Below are 20234 nucleotides of genomic sequence, written 5' to 3'. Positions count from 1 at the left end.
AACAACAAAGGCAGCCGAAGCTGCCTTTAGGGTGCAAAATATAACTCAGATTTTCTTGAACAGGATGGAACCGTTGGTGCCACCAAAGCCAAAGGAGTTACACAAGGCGTATTCCATTTTGGCATCACGGGCCGTGTGCGGCACATAGTCCAGATCACAACCTTCATCCGGGTTATCCAGGTTAATGGTTGGCGTGACTTTTTGCTGTTGCAATGACAGCACAGTGATAATGGACTCGACAGCACCGGCAGCACCTAATAAGTGGCCCATCATCGACTTGCTGGAACTGACCATCACTTTGGTTTTATCACCGAAGATCGACTTAATAGCCATAGTTTCGGCAATATCACCGGCTGGTGTTGAGGTGCCATGTGCATTGATGTATTGCACTTGCTCCGCATTAATGCCCGCGTCTTTCAGCGCGTTTTTCATCGCCAATGCGGCACCACGGCCATTTTCCGGTGGTGACGTCATATGGTAAGCGTCTCCGCTCATACCAAAACCAACCAATTCGGCGTAAATTTTCGCTCCACGGGCTTTGGCATGTTCGTACTCTTCCAGTACCACCACACCAGCACCGTCACCCAACACAAAGCCATCACGGTCTTTGTCCCAGGGACGACTGGCCTGCTGCGGCGCGTCATTGCGGGTCGATAAAGCGCGGGCTGCGCCAAAGCCGCCCATGCCCAGGCAAGTCGACGCTTTTTCTGCGCCGCCGGCAATCATCGCATCAGCATCACCGTAAGCAATCATCCGTGCAGCCTGACCAATGTTATGCACACCTGTGGTACAGGCCGTCACAATACTGATATTTGGTCCTTGCAGACCCAACATAATGGACAGGTGACCGGAGATCATATTAATGATGGTTGAAGGCACAAAAAACGGTGACAGACGACGTGGGCCTGAGCCGATTAACTTGCTGTGGTTTTCTTCAATCAGGCCTAAACCACCGATCCCCGACCCCACAGCCACACCGATACGTTCGGCGTTTTGCTCATTAATTTCCAGCCCGGAGTCTTTGACTGCCTGTAAACCCGCAGCCACACCGTACTGAATAAACAAGTCCATCTTCTTTGCTTCTTTGGCCGGGAAGAACTGTTCGACATCAAAGTTCCGCACCAGACCAGCGAATTTAGTGCTGTAGGCTTCCGTATCAAAATGATCAATCAGACTGATACCACTTTGTCCTGACAACAACTGTTGCCAGCTGGATTGAACATCGTTCCCCATTGGGGTCAACATGCCCATACCTGTCACTACTACACGACGTTTTGCCACAGAATCCTCCGCAGTCCGTAAAGAATGTTTCAGGGTTTCCCCATTTGCTCAGTCATTGAGCATCTAACCGGCACAGCTTAAAAGCAGTTGCCAGAAAACTCCGATCTGCATCGCAATCAGAGAAAATTCAGCCCTATTGGCGCGCAAATAAAAACGGGTAGCATAGCTACCCGTTTCTATATCAAAAATCTTACTCAGCGTGAGCTTTGATGTAGTCGATAGCTGACTGTACTGTGGTGATTTTTTCAGCTTCTTCGTCTGGAATTTCAGTGTCGAATTCTTCTTCCAGAGCCATCACCAGTTCTACTGTGTCCAGAGAATCTGCACCCAGGTCGTCAACGAAAGAAGATTCGTGTTTCACTTCTTCTTCTTTAACGCCTAATTGTTCAATGATGATTTTTTTAACGCGTTCTTCGATGTTGCTCATCTTTTCTTCCTTTTTCTCATATAAATCGCAACAAATAGTGCAATTTTGTGTGGCGGCTAGTGTATGCGTAAGGCCGGTCTGATGCAAGCAAAGGCAAATGCTTTTACTGCTGGTCAAACCTGATGCCTTACACCATATACATACCACCGTTAACGTGAATAGTTTCACCGGTAATATAAGCCGCCTGGCGGGACGCTAAAAACGCCACAGTGGCCGCAATTTCTTCTGGCTGGCCCAGACGATTCGCCGGAACCTGACCGAAAATAGCTTCTTTTTGCTCGTCGTTCAGCTCTTTGGTCATATCGGTGTCGATAAAACCTGGCGCAACGGCATTGACCGTAATACCACGGGATGCCACTTCGCGTGCCAGTGATTTGGTGAAACCCAACACACCGGCTTTGGCCGCCGCGTAGTTAGTTTGACCGGCGTTGCCCATAGAGCCAACCACTGAACCAATGCTGATGATACGACCGAAACGCTTTTTCATCATACTGCGCATCACAGCTTTACTTAAACGGTATACCGATGTCAAATTGGTTTGCATGATGTCAAACCATTCATCATCTTTCATCCGCATCAACAGGTTGTCGCGGGTAATGCCGGCATTATTCACCAGAATATCGATATCGCCAAACTGAGTTTTAATCTGTTCCAGGCACTGTTCAATGGAGTCGGTGTCGGCAACATTCAACACCAGGCCCTGGCCACGCTCACCTAAATAAGCAGAAATAGCAGCAGCACCTGATTCAGACGTTGCAGTACCAATGACTTTGGCGCCTAAATCGGCCAGCTGTTCAGCAATAGCACGGCCAATACCACGGCTGGCACCAGTGACCAGTGCAACCTGACCTTCTAAAGAAATAAATGGCTTCATGGTTATCCTTATTCTGCAGCCAGCGCTGCTTTTAATGCGACCAAATCAGGCACAGAGGCTGTATTCAGATCTTTATTAATACGTTTAATCAGGCCACTCAGCACTTTGCCTGCACCCAGCTCAATCACCGTATCGACGCCTTGGGCGGCCAACCACTCAATGCTCTCTGTCCAGCGTACCGGACTATGCAGCTGACGCACTAAGGCATCTTTCATCGCGGCCGGGTCTGCAGCGACCGAAACGTCGACATTATTCAGTACCGGTATGACAGCTGTATGAAATTCTAAGTTCGACAGATCCGCCGCCAGTTTTTCCGCAGCTGGCAGCATTAAAGCGCAGTGTGAAGGCACGGAAACAGGCAGAGGCAAAGCACGTTTGGCGCCAGCAGCTTTACAGAGTTCATTGGCCCGTTCAACCGCAGCTTTGTTGCCTGCGATTACCACCTGACCCGGGCTGTTGAAATTGACCGGCGATACCACTTCGCCTTGTGCCGCTTCTTCGCAAGCTTTGGCAATAGCGGCATCATCCAGACCAATAATTGCTGACATAGCGCCAGTGCCTGCCGGTACGGCTTGTTGCATATACTGACCGCGTTTTTCAACCAGCTTCACCGCATCACTCAGGCTCAGTACACCGGCGCACACCAGCGCAGAGTATTCCCCTAAAGAGTGACCTGCCAGATAGTCTGGCTTGGCACCGCCCTGCTCCAGCCATACCCGGTATACAGCCACAGAGGCTGTTAATAAGGCGGGTTGGGTACGGTGGGTTTCGTTCAGATCGGTATCTGGTCCATTGGAGACCAGTTGCCATAAGTCATAACCCAAGGCATCGCTGGCTTCAGTAAAGGTTTGACGTACTGTGGCAAATTCAGCATATAAATCGCTCAGCATGCCCACGCTCTGTGAGCCCTGTCCTGGAAAAACAAGTGCAAGTTTAGTTGTCATAAGAAGGTCTGCCAGTTAATAACGGACTAATGCAGAGGCCCAGGCGAAACCACCACCAAAGGCTTCCAATAATAAGGTTTGCCCCCGCTGAATACGGCCATCCCGAATGGCTTCATCCAGCGCAGTTGGCACTGTGGCCGCAGAAGTGTTGCCGTATTTGTCCAGGTTGATCACCACCTGATCCATCGACATATCCAACTTACGGGCAACCGCAGAAATAATACGTAAGTTCGCCTGGTGAGGAACCAGCCAGTCAATCTGCGACTTGTCCAGATTGTTGGCGGCCAGGGTTTGTTCAACCACTTCCGATAAACGGGTGACGGCCACTTTAAAGACTTCATTGCCTTTCATCACACCCCAGCTGTTGTGGACAGAGCTTTCTTCGCCACGGATTGGGTTGTCGACATACAGCAGTTCTGAATACTTGCCGTCTGCATGAATATGGGTCGATAAAATGCCTGGTTGTTCGGACGCTTCCAGAATCACAGCGCCGGCGGCATCACCAAACAGGATCACCATGCTGCGGTCTTCCGGGCTAATCAGCCGCGACAGGCAGTCTGAACCAATCACCAGCACCCGTTTCGCCAGACCACCTTTTATATACTGGTCGGCGATGCTTAATGCATAACAAAATCCGGCACAAGCCGCGGCAATGTCAAAAGCAGGAATGCCAGGGATGTCCAGCTCGCGCTGCACTTCACAGGCGGCGCTGGGTAAAGCGCGGGATGCACTGGTCGTTGCCAGTACAATCATATCAATAGAGTTTTTATCAATGCCGGCCGCTTCAATGGCTTTTAACGCCGCCTGAGTGCCCATTGAGGAGACAGTTTCGTTGTCGCCAATAATGCGACGTTCTTTGATACCTGTCCGTTCTATAATCCATTCGTCCGTGGTTTCTACCATGGTTTCGAGATCAGCGTTGGTTCTGATCTGTGACGGGAAATAACTGCCCGTGCCAATAATGCGTGAATACATTGGGTCCTACGCTTTGTCTATGAGTACGTGTTCCAGCCTGTCCTTTATTTTAACCGGCACCTGGCGTTCAACCTCGCGCACGGCTTGTCGGATGGCGCTCAGAAATGCCTCTTTCGTTGCATTTCCATGACTTTTCACAACAATTCCGCGCAATCCTATCAGACTTGCCCCGTTATACTGGTCGGGGTTCACGCCTAAGGCCATACTTTTTAGAAAAGGTTTAATCAACCAGCCGAAAAGTTGCGCAGACATCGAGTTTTTCAGCGCAGTTTCCAGTCGTCTCAAGATAAGTTTCGCTACACCTTCGCAGGTTTTCAGTGCAACATTGCCGACGAAGCCGTCACAAACAATGACGTCCGCTTTGCCTGAAAAAATATCGTTGCCTTCGATGTAACCAATGTAATTAATGTCACTGCATTCGGACAGCAGCAACGAAGTGCGTTTAATTTGATCCGAGCCTTTGATTTCTTCTTCGCCCATATTGAGCAAAGCGACTTTAGGCCGGTGAATTCCTTCGACTTCTTCCACCATCACCGCGCCCATTACTGCAAACTGGAATAAGGTATCCGAGTCGCAATTCACCGTTGCGCCCAAATCCAGCATGTAAACAGGTTTGTCTGTGGTCGAAGGTAAAGAGCCTATCAGGGCCGGACGTTCGACGCCGTTGAGCATTTTCAGCACAAAATGCGCCATTGCCATCAGAGCGCCGGTATTACCAGCACTGACACAAGCACCCACTTTGCCCTGCTCTACCAAATCCAATGCGATGCGCATGGATGACTGGCGTTTGCTGCGAAGGGCAACCGAAGGTTTATCGGTCATTAATACTTGCTGGGGTGCATGTTGAACCGCTAACTGCGGATGCTCGGAAATGCCGTGTTCAGCCAGTTGCTGCTGCAGAGTTTCTGCGTCGCCGACCAGCGTAAGATCAAGATGCGGGAATTCAGAAATGGCAGCCAGAGCTGCAGGAATAGTTGAAAGGGGGCCATGATCGCCCCCCATCATATCTAAAGCAATTTTAAGCCGAATTGGTTGCACTGAGTGCACCGGGGCTTATTTTACTTTACGACCTTTGTAGTAACCGTCTTCAGTGATGTGGTGACGGCGGTGAGTTTCACCTGAAGTCGCGTCTACAGACAGGGTAGGCCCAGTCAGAGCATCGTGAGAACGACGCATGTCACGTCTTGCACGAGATTTTTTGTTTTGCTGTACAGCCATTGCCTTTCTCCTAAAACTATTTCTTCTTCAATTCTTGCAATATTGCAAATGGATTCGGTTTTTCTGGTTCCGGTTCTATCTCGCCCCAACTCATTTGCACTTTGGCCGGGTCGCATTGCCCTTCATCGTGCGTTGGGAACAAAGGTAAAGCCAGAATTAATTCGTCCTCAACCAATTGCCTCAAGTTCACCTCGCCGTGCTCGTTTTTCTCGATCACGTCGTAGCGCTCAGGAATATCATCGTGAGCCGAATCAATGTCACTCCGGATTGGAGTGTATGCAAAACTGGCGTCCAGCTCCATCGGCATTGCATCGCCACAGCGTTCGCAACGCACCTGGATCTGGCAACGGGCTTCACCTTCAATGTAGGTCAGACCCTGTTCATCAGTTCCGCAATGAACTGTTACTTCGACATCACCATTCGGATCCAGTAAGGATTCGGATAACCGGTCAAGGTTAGCCAGTGGAACTATGCCGTCGAAACTCGAACGTTTCTGCGCGGCCCGCACCGGATCTATAACAATGGGAATTTTTACCTTTTGCATAAGGCGCGCATCATATAGATCAGGTCTGGCACTGTCAAAGGGTTCTGCACTGTTTTTGTTAATTTTTCTCGCGTCAAACCGACGGCTGGCGCTATAGTGCGGCGCATTATCCTCAATGGAGCCTTATGATGTCAAAACCTTCGCTAATTCTGGCCTCAACATCGGTCTACCGTAAAGCCTTACTGGAGAAACTCACCCCTCACTTTCAAACCGCAAAACCAGATGTAGATGAAACCCCGTTGGCCGGTGAGACGCCACAACAATTAGTCGAGCGTTTGGCTGTGCTAAAAGCAAAGGCCATAGCCGCACAACAGCCGAATGCGGTGGTGATTGGCTCTGACCAGGTTGCGGTGTTTCAGAACGATATTCTGGGTAAACCCCATACGGTTGATAAAGCCATTGCTCAGCTCAGCCGTTTCAGCGGCCATACCGTGACCTTTCTGACCGGTCTGGCAGTGGTGAATAGCAGCACAGGACAAACTCAGGTGCTGACCGATGCTTTTCACGTCAGCTTTCGCGAACTGACGCTGCAAGAAATCCAGCGTTATGTCGAACGTGAAATGCCACTGAACTGCGCTGGCAGCTTTAAGAGTGAAGGGTTGGGCATTACCTTATTCAGCAAACTGGACGGCGAAGACCCAAACAGCCTGATTGGCCTGCCTCTGATTAAACTGCATCAGTTGCTGAAAAACACAGGTCTTGATCTATTGCTGGAGCCTTAACGCCCCAGCACAGTCAGTAATTCAGGTAAGGAATCTATCACGGCTTTAGGTTGATAGGCGCTCAGTTCAGCCACGCCATGCACGCCATGCGTCACGCCTACTCGCGGCATGGCAATAGCCTGCGCCATCTTCATATCATGAATGGTATCGCCCACCATCACGGCACGTTCAGTGTCGATGCCAAGTTCGGCAATAATCTGCTGAAGCATATCCGGGCTTGGCTTCGACTGGGCTTCATCAGCACAGCGGCTGGTATGAAAATACGACCTTAAGCCGGTTTCATCAAACATCCGCTCCAGCCCTTTGCGGGCCTTGCCGGTTGCGACCGCCAATAACACCCCATCACGGTGCAGTTGCTGAATCACCTGCTCTGCGCCGCTAAATAAGGGTGTAGGCGTATGGTCATGCAACACATACTGGTCACGGTAATGTTCGAACACGCTTTGACGCTGAGCAGTTGTGATGCCCGGAAATAAAATATCAAACACCGGGTCCAGGCTAAGGCCAATAATTTGTTTCACTTGATGTTCAGTCGGGACCATCAGTCCAGCTAACTGCGCAGCACTGCGCATCGCAGACACAATACGGCCGACAGAATCCATCAACGTGCCGTCCCAGTCAAAGATCACCAGATCTACAGCTTGACTCATATTATTTTCTCGTCAGTTTTTCCAGCACCGCACTGAGTGGCTTGTCCAAAGGGGCGTCACAGCGGATCTCTTTGCCGGTGCCTGGATGGGTAAAACTTAAGGTTTTAGCGTGCAGATACAAGCGGTTTAAACCAAGACTTTGCATCTGACTGGTAAATTCGTTGTCACCATATTTATCATCACAGGCAATGGCATGACCTTTACAGGCGGTATGCACGCGGATTTGGTGGGTCCGGCCTGTGACAGGGAAAGCTTCTACTAAGGTGCCTTCCACATAACGTTGTAAAATTTTAAAGCGGGTTTCGCTCGGCTTGCCCTGCACTTCGTCCACTTTCACCACCCGCTCACCGCTTTGCAGGGTGTTTTTACGCAGTGGTTCTGTCACCTTTTTGATTTTGCTGTCCCACTGGCCTGCGACCAATGCCCAGTATTTTTTCTCTACGGTTTTATTGCGCAACTGTTCATGCAAATGGGTCAGCACTGAACGCTTTTTAGCAATCAGCAGACAACCCGAGGTATCGCGGTCCAGACGATGCACCAGCTCCAGGTGACGGGCTGTCGGACGCAAGGCCCGCAATGCTTCAATGACCCCAAAAGACAAACCGCTGCCACCATGCACAGCCATGCCGCTTGGCTTGTTCAACACAATCAGTTCATTGTCTTCGTACAGAATATGCTGTTCGAGGTTTTTCACGATTGACAGCGAAGTCGATACCGGCTCTTTTTCCGGTTCCGGGCTCAGAGTAAAAGGAGGCACCCGCACCTGATCGCCAGGCTGCAGTTTGTACTCAGGTTTAATTCGTTTTTTATTGACCCGCACCTCTCCTTTGCGCAAAACCCGATAAATCACACTTTTCGGAATGCCTTTAAGCCGGGCCAGCAGAAAGTTATCGATGCGCTGACCTGAAAAATCTTCTTCTACATCAATAAATTGGACTGGAGTTTTGATTTCATCTGTCATGCGCTTTACTTACTCTGTTCAAACTTAAATTCAGTTGCTATTTACACTTATTCAGTGGGATAATCGGCCCGCTAATTTTGCCTTTTTTGGCGATTAGGGCGCTCCATGTGACGTAAGAGATATTGTGAGGCACCATTCGGGATGGCAGATCATACCGGATTCCTTGTGAAAACCAAGGCTTTCCTAAAGCCCCGAATGCGATGAATGCTGTTTGTCTGAGGTAATGCTGCGTAATTTGTTACCAACAGAGACAAAACACAAAGTCCGGTTAGTGGAGCAAAAAACAATTGCGACAACGCAAGACGTTAGCGCGATCTGTGTCAGATCACAGCCAAATACATTTCAGTGCGGCCAGTCTTGGCGGCACGAATTAAAATGAGTTAGCCCAAACCGTCCAGTCGTGAGACTGCGCCACAGTGATGTTTGAGTTACGTTTGACATCTGAAACGCGGACGCAGGATGTCGTTGCGTTGTGGCCTTTACTGAGTCACAAACAATGAAAAGAATGTTGATCAATGCTACGCAGGAAGAAGAAATCCGCGTAGCGCTAGTGGATGGACAAAAATTATACGACTTGGATATTGAAAGCCCAGGTCACGAACAGAAAAAAGCCAATATTTACAAAGGCAAAATTACCCGCGTTGAACCAAGCTTAGAAGCAGCTTTTGTCGACTACGGTGCTGAACGCCACGGCTTTTTACCTTTAAAAGAAATTTCCCGCGAATACTTCCCTTCTGGTTACACCTTCGACGGTCGTCCGAATATCAAAGAAGTTGTCAAAGAAGGCCAGGAAGTCATTATCCAGATTGATAAAGAAGAACGTGGCCAAAAAGGCGCCGCGCTGACCACCTTTATCTCGCTGGCTGGTTCTTACCTGGTACTGATGCCAAACAACCCACGTGCTGGTGGTATTTCCCGCCGTATCGAAGGTGACGAGCGTCAGGAATTAAAAGACTCGCTGGACCAGTTGCAACTGCCAGATGGCATGGGCCTGATTGTTCGTACCGCCGGTGTGGGTAAATCACACGAAGAGCTGGAATACGACTTAAAAGCCCTGCTCAAGCACTGGGCTGCTATTACGCATGAATCAGAAAACCGCCCTGCTCCATTCCTGATCCACCAGGAAAGCAACGTGGTGTTCCGTGCTATTCGTGATTACCTTCGTCGTGATGTCGGTGAAATTCTGATCGACAACCCACGCATTTTCGAAGAAGCCAAAGTTTATATTCAACAGTTCCGCCCGGATTTTGCCCATCGCGTCAAAATGTACCAGGGCGAAGTGCCGCTGTTTATGCACTTCCAGATTGAAAGCCAGATTGAATCGGCGTTCCGTCGTGAAGTTCGCCTGCCATCAGGCGGCTCTATTGTGATCGACAGCACCGAAGCGTTAACGGCGATTGATATCAACTCGTCCAAAGCGACCAAAGGCGGTGACATCGAAGAGACGGCCTTTAACACCAACTTAGAAGCAGCCGACGAAATTGCCCGTCAATTACGTCTGCGAGATCTGGGTGGTCTGATTGTGATCGACTTTATCGATATGACGCCAGTACGCCACCAGCGCGAAGTGGAAAACCGCTTAAAAGAAGCGGTGAAACAAGACCGTGCCCGCGTGCAGATTGGCCGCATCTCCCGTTTTGGTCTGCTGGAAATGTCCCGTCAGCGTCTGCGTCCGTCGTTAGGCGAATCAGCCACGCACGTCTGCCCTCGCTGTCATGGCCGCGGCACTATCCGCAGCACTGAGTCCTCAGCATTGTCTATTCTGCGTCTGATCGAAGAAGAAGCAATCAAAGACAACACCAGCCAAATTCATGCGCAGGTGCCTATTTCTGTTGCGACTTATCTGATGAACGAAAAACGTGATGCAGTGCGCCGTATTGAAAGCCGCCATGGCATTCAAATTTATGTCATTCCAAACGAGCATATGGAGACGCCACACTACGAAGTGACTCGTATCCGTATCGACGAGGAAATTGAAGAATCCAGCTACAACATGGTGAAAGCACCAGCGGTCAGCAGCAACGTGTACCACCCTGTTGCAGAAGCGGCTGTACGTGAAAAACCTGCCGTTTCCGCCATCAGCATGGCAGAAGCACCAGCACCTGTGGCAAAACCAGTGGTTGCAGAACCTGCAGTACAGGGCCCAAGCCTGATTGACGGTTTAATTGGCTGGTTTAAAGGCTTGTTTGCCGGCACACCAACTGAGCCAGAGAAAAATGACGAAAAACCAGCTCGTCGTGAACGCCGTGACAACAGACGCCGTGGTAACAAAAACCGCCGTCGTGACGATGAAAAGTCAGGCAAAGACGAAAACGCACCAGCCAAGGCTGAACGCTCTGAGCAAAAAAGTAACAGGGCTGAACGTGGTGAACGTCAGGAACGTACCGAACGCCAGGACCGTCCACGTCAGGACAAAGCCGAGCGTCCGGAGCGTGGGGAGCGTCAGGATCGTACAGAGCGCCAGGACCGAGCAGAACGTCAGGACAAAAAGCCTGCTGAGAAAGCCGTAGCACCAAAAGCGCACGAGCAGGATGACGATGCACCGACCAAAGTGGCTGAACGTCGTCAGCGTCGTCAGCAGCGCAAATCGGTGCGGGTTGAAAAAGAAGGTCAGGTTGCACAGGCAGAATTGGCCGAAGTCACCAGCCAGGTTGTCATTGCAGAAGCAGTTACTGTTGTTGTCGACTCCGCAACCACCAGCCCAGCCGAGCCTGTTCAGGTGCAAGAAACTGTGGCTGTAGCCGCTGAAACTGCCGAAGTTCCAGCTGAAGCAGAGGCCGTGGTGGTTGCTGACGCAGCTGAAACGACAGAAGAAGACAAAGATGCTTCTGAAAGCCGTAGCCGCAGCCGTCGTTCACCACGCCACTTACGTGCAGCTGGTCAGAAACGGAAAAAAGAGCAACAAGGTGAAGCAGCGGACGATGCGACTGCAGCTCGTTACCCGGAAGATGATGCTCAGCCGGTCGTCACGGAACAGCAACTGGACCTGCCTATCGCTGAAGAAACGGCAGCGCCAGTGCAAGCCAAAGTTGAACCTGTGGCGGCTGAAATAACAGCCCCTGTTGCAGTGACTGAAACTGCAGTACCAGCAGAAGCACCAATCGAAACTGCGACTGCGCAAGAGCCTGTCGTCACTGCACCTGCCCAACCAGAAGCTGTGCAGGCTGAGGTGGCGTTTGCCCCAGTTCAACCAGCGCACGAAGCTGTAGTTGAAGCGACAGTGGCTGAAGCTGTGACCGCTGAGGTCGAAGTTGCAAGCGCAGCAGTGACTGAGGAAGTGGTCATTGCAGCAGCTGAAGCTCCTGTGACGCAGGCCGAAGCCCCAGTGGTTGCTGCCGAGCCGGTGGTTGCCAAAGCAGTCAAAGCTACGCCGGCCAAAGCGCCACGTGCAAACCGTTATGCCGCGATGGTAGTGGCAGATATGAAGAAACCTGAGTCGGTCTCTGAATCCGCCCAGCAAGACGCACCTGTAGCGATGGAACTGAGTGAACGCCCTATCGTTGTCAGCTCAGAACGTCCAGGCGGTTCTGCGTCGGCACGTCAAATCAGTGTCGCGCCTATGACTAAACCTGGTTCAGCTGAATAAGCTGAGCCTTGACAAACCCGGAGCTGATCGCGCTGGGATACAAAAAACCACCGCTTGCGGTGGTTTTTTATTGCTGTGCATCACGCCTGATTAACGTGATATCGCCTGGCTAAACCACTGATCGATCGCCGTCAGACTTTGCTGACGAAGGGCGTCCTGCTCAAACAGTAATTCGTGTTTTGCCCCCTTAATCACCATTGGCGCACCGCCGACACAACCTGATTTGCTGTTGCTTTGCAGCGCCTGGCAAAATGCATTCTGGGCTTGATTCGAGACAATAGCTTCGTCGCCAGCCTGCAGCAGCAATATCGGAATTTGCAACGCGCTCACCTCTGTGCGGATTGGCTCAAATACAGCGCAGCTTTGCGCCAGCCAGCCCCAGGTGGGTCCGCCCAACTGAATTTGCGGGTACTGCGCGTTGAGCTTGTCCCACCACTTCAGACGTTGCTCTGAGCCGGTTAAATCATTGCCGTCAAAATCCCTTGTTTTATAAGGCGCATCGGCAAAACCAGCAAAGCCTTGCGTCGAAAACAGCGAGACCAAGTTGCTCAAGGCACAAGCGTCATTGTCACTGAACACTAATTTCCCCTGGATGCCATGCATGGGTGCAGACAACGCGGCCGCAGTAAAGACTTGAGGGTGCAGCTCCAGATAGCGGGTGGAAATGGCGCCGCCCATTGAATGACCTAACAGCAGCAATTTACCCTGCCGGGGTTCTGGTAATACCCGTTGTAACAACTGATGCATATCATCGACATAGGTCTGGAAACTGTCGATATGCCCTTTAAAGGGATTGTCGGTGTAGCGGGCGCTCAGGCCCTGTCCACGGTGATCAAACATCAGAACATTGTATCCCTGCGCCAGAAAATGCTGCGCCAGTTCCTGATAACGCAGCAGGCTTTCTGTGCGGCCATTGACCAATACCAGAGTGGCCTGCGCCTGCTGTTGTTGCAGCCACAAGTAGGGGATTTGGTGGCCATCCGCCAATGGCAGGTACTGCACACTTTCTGCCGGCCAGGGCAATTGAATTTCAGTGGGCACCGCACTATCGGCTTCTGCAGCACACAAAGCTGCAGAGAATGAGCAGGCCATGACACAAGCACTGAGCAAACTGGCTATCCGTAATTTCTTCATCGTGGTTCTCTGTGTTCTCGATAGAATAATCTGTTAATCCGTAAAATGGGCAGCTGGCGGAAATTCTGTCGCTGTTGTGCCCAAAGTATGGTAAATAGCGCACCAGTTCAACTGACCCGAGGTGATGTTATGTCCAACACCCCTGTTCCGCGCCGTTTTTCCTGGGGTTTGGCGCTGCTGTGGCTTAGCCCGCTGCTCTTTTTGTTGTGGTGGTTTTATATCACCAGCCCAGCCCCGCAAAGCCAGCAAAGCACCGAATTCAGCGCAAGCCTGCTGAGCAACGACCCCATTGACGCTCTGGCTGTCAGCAAGGGTCAGTTACTGATCGCACACCAGGGGCAACTTGAACGCCGCCTGCCTGACCAGACTCTGTTGCTGCAAACCGGCACTGACGTGACAGCGCTGACGCAGGACCTTGTCAGTCAGCAAATCGCCTGGGCCAGTCCGACCACCTTATACTGGCAGCCGCTTAATTCATCAGCGCAGCACTCCGCCCCACTGCCATGCCCAACCGACCGGCTGCAGTTTGCCACAACCAGGTTACTGCTACGTTGCACCTCTGGTGCACTGATGCAGTTTGAGCTGGCTGAGCAGCGCTTTTCAGCTCTGCTGCCAACAATCAAGGTCATCGATCTGCAACTGGATGCTGACAAGCTCTGGCTGCTCAGCTCAAGCCAACTGCAGCAATACCAATGGCCAGAATTAATCTTGCTTCAGCAGATCCCTACGCCAGCCTCAGCGACGTTGTTGGCTCTGTGGCAGCACCAGCCCGTGCTGGCGCAAAAGGATATGATCCTCCAGCTGGAACAGAAGCAATGGCAACCGCTGTGGCAAAGCGAAGGACGGATCCAACGTCTGCTCGCCAGCGACAGCGCGTTGTTTTATCAGGACCAGCTGGCTCAGGCAGATATCTGGCTTTGGCCAGCCACCGCTGACAAACCGCAGTTAAAACTGGGCACTGCGCGCGCTGAGCTGCTTCCAGTGCAAAATAGCCAAGGCACCCTGGCCTATCTGAGCCGTGGCAGTGGTGCCGATGAAATCTGGTTGCGACCTAAAGAACAAAACCCCTACCGTCTGACTGCCTTACCAGCCACTGTGCAACCGGCACAACTGGCCTGGTCCTCCGACCATCAATGGCTTTGGTTAGTACACGACAACACGCTGTACCGTCTTTCTGTGCAAACCCAGCAATTGCAGGCGGTCTGGTCGGGCCATCAGGCCATCCAGCAATTTGCCTTGCTCGGCGACGACAAGGTATTGCTACTGTCTGAACAGCAACTCAGCCAACTGCAGTGGCAACAGGGGCAGCTGACAGCGCTCAACACCCCTGGCGTACAACGCATACAGGCTGAAGACAACTCGGTGCTGCTGCAACTCAGCGAGCAGGCTGGCTTATGGCGCTGGTCTGAGGCTGCCGGGCTACGACTGGCGTTCGCTGACTTACCAGTGCAGGCATCAGCATGGCAACTGCAACAGGGGCAGCTGTGGTTTGATCAGGATGGGATCATGCACCGGCAGGCTTTGGATCAGCAAAATGCGCTCTGGTCGTCAGCCTTACCCCAAGGTTTCAGTGGCCCCTGGTCTGTCGGCCAGGACGGACTTTGGTACAGTAAAACCAATGCACCGGCGACTGGTCTTTACCAGTTGCAGCCAACAACAGCCAGCGCTGATTAACTCGCGACGCGCTGCGGGCCTTGACACAACCGCAGCGCTCTCGAAAACAAACAAGTGACGTATAACCGCAACGTCAGAAATTAAACAACATCACGCCAAGGCCGATACTATTTTGTCTGTGGTTGTAATCCAACAAAGTTTCGCCATAACCAGAGAACAACTGCAAGTGCCAACGCAAACCATCCAGCTTGGTTTTATCGACCGGGTAGGTTAAATCCAACATCCAGGAACCACGAGTCAGGTAACCCAAATCATTACGCCAGGTCAGCTGTGCTGTCGCATGACCAGGCAACCAGGTCGCGCTGACCTCATGGCTACCAATATGGTCGATCAGATCCGGGTTATCGTCATCTTTCAGCTTTTCCGACAGTCGCTGATGGTAACGCCAGCGCAAGCCGAACTCACCATGGTCTACCGCCAGCCCAGCGTAAATACGGTTCCAGCTGCGCGACAATGGGTCGCTCTGGCCATTGGACTGGTGGGCAATACCAAACTGCAGCATCTGCAGCTCCCAGTCGCCCGGTAAATCACCCCATTCATCTTTCACTGGCAGCACATAAATCAGCTCCGGCTGGTAATCGGTATTACGAAATGGCGCGGAGTCTTGCTGATTCCACAGCTGCCACATCGAGACCTGGGTATAGGCAAACCACAAGTCTGCGTTTTCTAGTAACAGATTGGTCATCAGTTTGGCCCGCAGCGACAACTGCAATTTACTTTCGACCGGTTTGTAATTGCTGTTATTCGGCGCCATGCCCTTCGTTGGGCTGTAAGGGGTGCGGTTAATACTGGAGGTGTAATGCACTGGCAAAAAGAAATTAGGCAGATAAGTGCGGAATACAAAACGGTCACGCTTCTCGTCTTCCGTCAGCTCCCAGTATTTTTCCAGCACTGTTGCAACTTTGACCGGCTTACCGGGTTTCACGATCAGCTGGTCTTCTGCTGCGTTGTCCAGACCGCTCTTCAGGCCAAAAATGCGGTCATAGCAGGCCAGGCGTTCCGTATTGTCGGCCGTATTCTGGCAGGCGGATACATCCTGCGCCTGAGCGGCCGCAGTAAAGGCCAAACCCGCAATTCCCAAAAAGACGTGTTTCATCGACTACTCCATCAGCGTGACTGATTACCCTTGTCATCGTTTGTTCCTGCTCCCGCGCAGCGGCCATTTTAGGGTACACTAACCGCTTTTAAATGACGGAGCTTGTTATGTCATCCTTACCCGCCTGCCCCAGCTGTCAATCCGACTACACCTATGCCGATCAGGGCTTATTTATTTGCCCTTCCTGCGGCCATGAATGGAGCGCAGAAGCCGCTGCCAACTCAGACGACAGCCGTCAAATCAAAGACAGTGCAGGCACTCTGTTACAGGACGGCGATACCGTGACCGTGATTAAGGACTTAAAAGTCAAAGGCTCTTCACTGGTTGTCAAAATTGGCACCAAAGTGAAAAACATCCGTCTGGTCGACGGCGATCACGACATCGACTGCAAAATTGACGGCTTTGGCGCCATGAAACTTAAATCAGAGTTTGTCCGCAAAGTCTGAGCCGGCACAGCGCACGCCTGAGTTCAGACTCAGGCGTCTTTACCGTTGTAATGATGCACCTGCAGCGCCGAGACATCGACATCAGTCAGGCAACGCACATTCACCGCTACGGTTTGATTCCCTTGTGGATCTGCTCCTAAGCCAAAAGGCGCACAACCACAGACCGGACAAAACTGGTGTTTAATTTTGTGGCTGTTAAAGGTGTAACTGGACAGCGCACCCTGCTTGGTAAAGGTCAGCGCACTGGCCGGCACAAACCACAATAAATAGCCTTTGCGGCTGCAGATGGAACAGTTGCAACTGACCACTGCATCCAGTTGACCTTCCAGTTGATACTCGACGGCTCCGCAATGACAACTACCATGATACTGCATAGCTTCTCTCCTGTTGTGTCTTAATCATTTCCAGCTTGCGCCCGAAGCGCTAGCTCACTTGTTCCCCAAGGGTAGCGTCTGGATTGGCAAGTATGGCGCCTGCTGCAACCATTGCCCCTGTTCTTCCACCAGCACATGGCCTTTGCGATTGGTCACCTGCAACAAGCCGTTGCGGTGCAGCAGATAATACAAACGACCATTGTAAAACCGGTAGCCCCACCACAAAGGGGCCGTTTTATTACCTACCCACCAGCTACGTCCCTGCAAAGCGAGGGTGGCTCCGGTGGTTTTGGAGTGCCCCTGATACTGAATGTCATCACAGCCCTGTATTGTTGCGCATTGTGCGTCCAACCGGATCCAATAAGACTCAGTTTCCAGCCATTGCTGAGCGCAAAGGGGCAGGCTCAGCAGCATAGACAGCAACAATAAACGCATGAGACAAAAAGAAAAGGTTGGCATGCGCCAACCTTATCACAGTTTATTTACAGTCGCAGTGTAGATTTATCAGCAGCTTACATGCTGATCCCACCGTCCACTTCCACCACCCGACCAGTGAAAAAGTCGTTCTCAAAAATGTAGCGTGCAGTATGGGCAATTTCGCTGGCTTCACCCAAACGGCCAACAGGTTTCATGGCCACCAGGCGGTCCCGCGCTTCCGGTTTCATCGCGTCGGTCATGGCGGTGCGGATCACCCCTGGCGCAATAGCGCCTACCCGAATGCCGTACCGACCCAGTTCACGCGCCCAGGTGACTGTCATCGCCACCACACCGGCTTTAGAAGCGGCATAGTTGGTTTGCCCCATATTGCCGGCTCGGGCCACACTCGACATATTGATAATCACGCCCTTACGGCCGGTTTTTACCATCAGGGCCGCCGCTTCACGGCCACAGAGGAACACACCAGTCAGGTTGACGTCTATCACCGACTGGAATTGCTGCAGTGACATTTTTGCGGTAATTTCACCGTCTTTAAACTTCAGCAACAGGCCATCTCGCAAAATACCGGCGTTGTTGATCAGACCATCAATACCGCCAAAATCGGCCTCTAAGGCGGCGAAGGTGGTTTCGACACTCGCTTCATCGGCGACATTGGTGACATAAGTACGCACCGTGGTTTGGCCCGACAATTCGTGTTTTGCCGCAGCCAATTGCTCTGCGTTCATATCTAGCAGCGCTAATTGCGCCCCTTGCTGCGCCAGCATACGGGCCATTTCCAGCCCCAGGCCCTGAGCCCCACCAGTCACCACTATGACTTTATCTTTTAATTGCATAACATCTGTTCTCTTTGGAGGCTGTTAATTCTTTTTGGCAAACGCCTGAAAAATGCCGGAAAAATCTTCTTTGCCATGGCCCTGACGCTGATGCTGCACATAGAGACTACGCGCAAGCGATCCCATCGGCGTACTGGAACCGCTGCCAAGCGCCGTTTCCGTCGCCAGACTTAAATCCTTCGCCATTAAGTCGACCATAAAGCCGCCTTGATAGCCATTACTGGACGGCACATTGTCCATCACACCAGGGCACGGATTATACAGCTCCAGCGTCCAGTTGCGGCCCGAACTTTTCAGCATAATTTCGGATAAAACTTTCGGATCCAGGCCATTATCAATACCCAGCTGCAAGGCCTCACTGGTGCCCGCCATCAAAATGGACAGCAGCATATTGTTGCAAATCTTGGCAACCTGACCCGCACCAATGTCGCCGGCATGGAACAGGTTTTTGCCCATCGCCGACAGCACCAGCCTGGCTCGCTCAAAATGCGCCTCATCGCCGCCCACAATAAAGGTCAGGGTGCCTGCTTTGGCCCCAGCCACCCCACCAGACACTGGCGCATCAATAAAAGCGATGCCCTGGGCGGCCAGCTCAGCACCCACTTTACGGGCTGTTGCCGCATCAATGGTGGAACAGTCAATCACCAGTGCGTCCGGCGAAATCACCGAAGCGATGCCCTGCTCACCCAGATAAGTGGCCGCCACATGCTTGCCCGCTGGCAGCATGGAAACGACAAAGTCGGCGCCTTGCGCCGCCTCACGGGCCGTAGACATCACGGTACCACCGACCTCAGCCAGCTGTGCCAGTGCCGCCTGCGATAAATCGAAGGCTTGCACGCTGAAGCCAGCTTTCACCAGGTTGGCCGCCATTGGGCCGCCCATATTGCCTAAACCAATAAAGGCTACTGTGGTCATGTTAATTCTCCACTTTTCCGAGTTCACTCAACGGATGTGTGTCGGCACACCAGGGCGAACTGAATAATTCATTGATAAGGTCTGCCGGCACATCGCTGACCGTCTGATAACGCCACTTCGGTTGCTGGTCTTTATCTATCAACAAAGCCCTCACCCCTTCGGTGAATTCGCCAAGTTTGCCGCACTGCACACTTAAACCAAGCTCCAGCCGGAAGCTGTCTGCCAGTATTTTGCTCTGCCCCAACTGCAGCAAACGGAACACAATATGCGCCGTGATCGGGCTACCGTACTGCAACGAGGCTTTGGCTTTGCTCAGCCAGCTGTCCTCTCCCGGCATCGCCTGAATTTGCTCGACGGCTTGCTGTAACGTGCTGACGCGGCCCAGTGCCGCTATCTCGTCCTGATGCGGCCGGATCAGGCTGGCCGGCATCAAATGCCGGTTGCGTTCTTCCAAATCCAGCAGAATGTCAGTCAGTTTCTGGTGATTCAGCGCTACCGTGTTGCCCCATTTCACCGCCAGCAATTTATCCAGCAACTCAGCTTTTTTCTCGTGTGGCAGAAAATGATCCGCCAGGTCGATAAACTTGGCGTCAGCGGAATTTATCGAAGCACCGGTCAAGCCTAAAAACAGGCCGCAACCTTGTGGCATGCGGTTCAGGAACCAGCTGCCGCCGACGTCCGGATACAGGCCAATCGCCATTTCCGGCATCGCAATGCGGCTGGTCACGGTGACGATTCGGTGTGAAGCTCCGGCCATTAAGCCAAGGCCGCCGCCCATCACAATGCCGTTACCCCAAACCAGTACGGGTTTGTCAAAAGTATGGATCAGGTAATCCAGGCTGTATTCTTTGGTGAAGAACTCACTGACATAAGGCTGGAATTGCCCAGGCTCTGCTTTCATCGCCTGATACAGATCGCGAATATCACCGCCGGCGCAAAAGGCTTTGTCACCAGCGCCCTGCAGCCACACCATGGCAATCGCCGGATCTGCTTTCCATTGCTGCATTTTCGGCAGCAACAGTTCCACCATTGATAAGCTCAGAGCATTCAGTGATTTTTCTGAATTCAGTGTCGCCACCGCTATTTTCTTACCACTGGCTGTCTCCAGCTCCTGAAACAGCACCACGTCCTGTTCAGACATC

The 20234-nt window shown here is 52.0% G+C and carries 21 protein-coding genes; 4 read left to right on the top strand and 17 right to left on the bottom strand.

All coding sequences use genetic code 11. The annotated features are described in order from the left end of the window. Positions 1–45: 45 nt before the first annotated feature. The 8 genes from fabF to yceD form a co-directional block, all read right to left on the bottom strand. The gene (gene fabF / locus ACFO3I_RS15685; RefSeq protein ID WP_377335543.1) at positions 46–1281 is read right to left on the bottom strand and encodes a beta-ketoacyl-ACP synthase II; all 1236 of its coding nucleotides are present in this window, start codon (positions 1279–1281) and stop codon (positions 46–48) included. A gap of 190 nt (positions 1282–1471) precedes the next feature. Beyond that, positions 1472–1708: an acyl carrier protein gene (gene acpP / locus ACFO3I_RS15680; RefSeq protein ID WP_008898948.1), complete on the bottom strand. Its 237-nt coding sequence runs from the start codon at positions 1706–1708 to the stop codon at positions 1472–1474. A 127-nt stretch (positions 1709–1835) separates the two neighbouring features. After that, on the bottom strand, positions 1836–2582 hold the full coding sequence (gene fabG / locus ACFO3I_RS15675) for a 3-oxoacyl-ACP reductase FabG (RefSeq protein WP_377335540.1): 747 nt from the start codon (positions 2580–2582) through the stop codon (positions 1836–1838). An 8-nt stretch (positions 2583–2590) separates the two neighbouring features. Next, on the bottom strand, positions 2591–3526 hold the full coding sequence (gene fabD / locus ACFO3I_RS15670) for an ACP S-malonyltransferase (RefSeq protein WP_377335538.1): 936 nt from the start codon (positions 3524–3526) through the stop codon (positions 2591–2593). A gap of 15 nt (positions 3527–3541) precedes the next feature. Beyond that, a complete protein-coding gene (locus ACFO3I_RS15665; protein WP_377335536.1) occupies positions 3542–4501 on the bottom strand; it encodes a beta-ketoacyl-ACP synthase III in 960 nt (319 codons plus the stop codon). Positions 4502–4507: 6 nt separating this feature from the next. Further along, on the bottom strand, positions 4508–5548 hold the full coding sequence (gene plsX / locus ACFO3I_RS15660) for a phosphate acyltransferase PlsX (protein ID WP_377335534.1): 1041 nt from the start codon (positions 5546–5548) through the stop codon (positions 4508–4510). 6 nt (positions 5549–5554) lie between these two features. Continuing rightward, positions 5555–5719 carry a 50S ribosomal protein L32 gene (gene rpmF, locus ACFO3I_RS15655; RefSeq protein WP_337842121.1) on the bottom strand — a complete coding sequence of 55 codons (165 nt, stop codon included), beginning with the start codon at positions 5717–5719 and terminating at the stop codon, positions 5555–5557. A gap of 16 nt (positions 5720–5735) precedes the next feature. Further along, positions 5736–6263, bottom strand: a complete 528-nt coding sequence (gene yceD, locus ACFO3I_RS15650) for a 23S rRNA accumulation protein YceD (protein ID WP_377335531.1) — start codon at positions 6261–6263, stop codon at positions 5736–5738. A 128-nt stretch (positions 6264–6391) separates the two neighbouring features. Here yceD and ACFO3I_RS15645 point away from each other — a divergent pair, with 128 nt between their 5' ends. After that, the gene (locus ACFO3I_RS15645) at positions 6392–6985 is read left to right on the top strand and encodes a Maf family protein (protein WP_377335529.1); all 594 of its coding nucleotides are present in this window, start codon (positions 6392–6394) and stop codon (positions 6983–6985) included. Here the strand turns inward: ACFO3I_RS15645 and ACFO3I_RS15640 are convergent. Continuing rightward, complete coding sequence (locus ACFO3I_RS15640) at positions 6982–7635, bottom strand: HAD-IA family hydrolase (RefSeq protein WP_377335527.1); 654 nt, start codon at positions 7633–7635, stop codon at positions 6982–6984. The two genes, ACFO3I_RS15645 and ACFO3I_RS15640, sit on opposite strands and share 4 nt — an antisense overlap. Before the next feature lies 1 nt (position 7636). Then, a complete protein-coding gene (gene rluC, locus ACFO3I_RS15635; RefSeq protein ID WP_377335525.1) occupies positions 7637–8596 on the bottom strand; it encodes a 23S rRNA pseudouridine(955/2504/2580) synthase RluC in 960 nt (319 codons plus the stop codon). Between the two features lie 496 nt (positions 8597–9092). Here rluC and rne point away from each other — a divergent pair, with 496 nt between their 5' ends. Then, positions 9093–12182, top strand: coding sequence for a ribonuclease E (gene rne / locus ACFO3I_RS15630; protein WP_377335523.1), 3090 nt, complete (start codon positions 9093–9095; stop codon positions 12180–12182). Positions 12183–12272: 90 nt separating this feature from the next. Here rne and ACFO3I_RS15625 read toward each other — a convergent pair whose 3' ends face one another. Then, entirely contained in the window at positions 12273–13316 is a 1044-nt protein-coding gene (locus ACFO3I_RS15625) for an alpha/beta fold hydrolase (RefSeq protein ID WP_377335521.1), read from the bottom strand. Between the two features lie 129 nt (positions 13317–13445). Here ACFO3I_RS15625 and ACFO3I_RS15620 point away from each other — a divergent pair, with 129 nt between their 5' ends. Further along, a complete protein-coding gene (locus tag ACFO3I_RS15620) occupies positions 13446–14990 on the top strand; it encodes a hypothetical protein (RefSeq protein WP_377335519.1) in 1545 nt (514 codons plus the stop codon). A gap of 73 nt (positions 14991–15063) precedes the next feature. Here ACFO3I_RS15620 and ACFO3I_RS15615 read toward each other — a convergent pair whose 3' ends face one another. Beyond that, positions 15064–16086 (bottom strand): phospholipase A, encoded by a 1023-nt coding sequence (locus ACFO3I_RS15615; protein ID WP_377335517.1) that lies wholly within the window; start codon positions 16084–16086, stop codon positions 15064–15066. Positions 16087–16193: 107 nt separating this feature from the next. Between ACFO3I_RS15615 and ACFO3I_RS15610 the strand changes: the two genes are divergently transcribed. Beyond that, complete coding sequence (locus ACFO3I_RS15610) at positions 16194–16532, top strand: zinc ribbon domain-containing protein YjdM (RefSeq protein WP_377335515.1); 339 nt, start codon at positions 16194–16196, stop codon at positions 16530–16532. A 29-nt stretch (positions 16533–16561) separates the two neighbouring features. Here the strand turns inward: ACFO3I_RS15610 and ACFO3I_RS15605 are convergent, their stop codons facing one another. From ACFO3I_RS15605 to ACFO3I_RS15585, 5 genes are read right to left on the bottom strand one after another with little or no spacing between them, the layout of a single operon-like run. Continuing rightward, entirely contained in the window at positions 16562–16906 is a 345-nt protein-coding gene (locus ACFO3I_RS15605) for a GFA family protein (RefSeq protein WP_377335513.1), read from the bottom strand. A gap of 54 nt (positions 16907–16960) precedes the next feature. Continuing rightward, entirely contained in the window at positions 16961–17365 is a 405-nt protein-coding gene (locus ACFO3I_RS15600) for a hypothetical protein (RefSeq protein ID WP_377335511.1), read from the bottom strand. Between the two features lie 53 nt (positions 17366–17418). Next, positions 17419–18177 (bottom strand): SDR family oxidoreductase, encoded by a 759-nt coding sequence (locus ACFO3I_RS15595; RefSeq protein ID WP_377335509.1) that lies wholly within the window; start codon positions 18175–18177, stop codon positions 17419–17421. 24 nt (positions 18178–18201) lie between these two features. After that, positions 18202–19092, bottom strand: coding sequence for a 3-hydroxyisobutyrate dehydrogenase (gene mmsB, locus ACFO3I_RS15590; protein ID WP_377335507.1), 891 nt, complete (start codon positions 19090–19092; stop codon positions 18202–18204). 1 nt (position 19093) lies between these two features. Further along, complete coding sequence (locus ACFO3I_RS15585) at positions 19094–20233, bottom strand: enoyl-CoA hydratase/isomerase family protein (RefSeq protein ID WP_377335505.1); 1140 nt, start codon at positions 20231–20233, stop codon at positions 19094–19096. Position 20234: the final 1 nt, after the last annotated feature.

It is taken from the genome of Rheinheimera marina, from assembly GCF_042654345.1.
Classification (GTDB): Bacteria; Pseudomonadota; Gammaproteobacteria; order Enterobacterales; family Alteromonadaceae; genus Pararheinheimera; species Pararheinheimera marina.
This window is presented reverse-complemented; position numbering and strand designations above follow the sequence as displayed.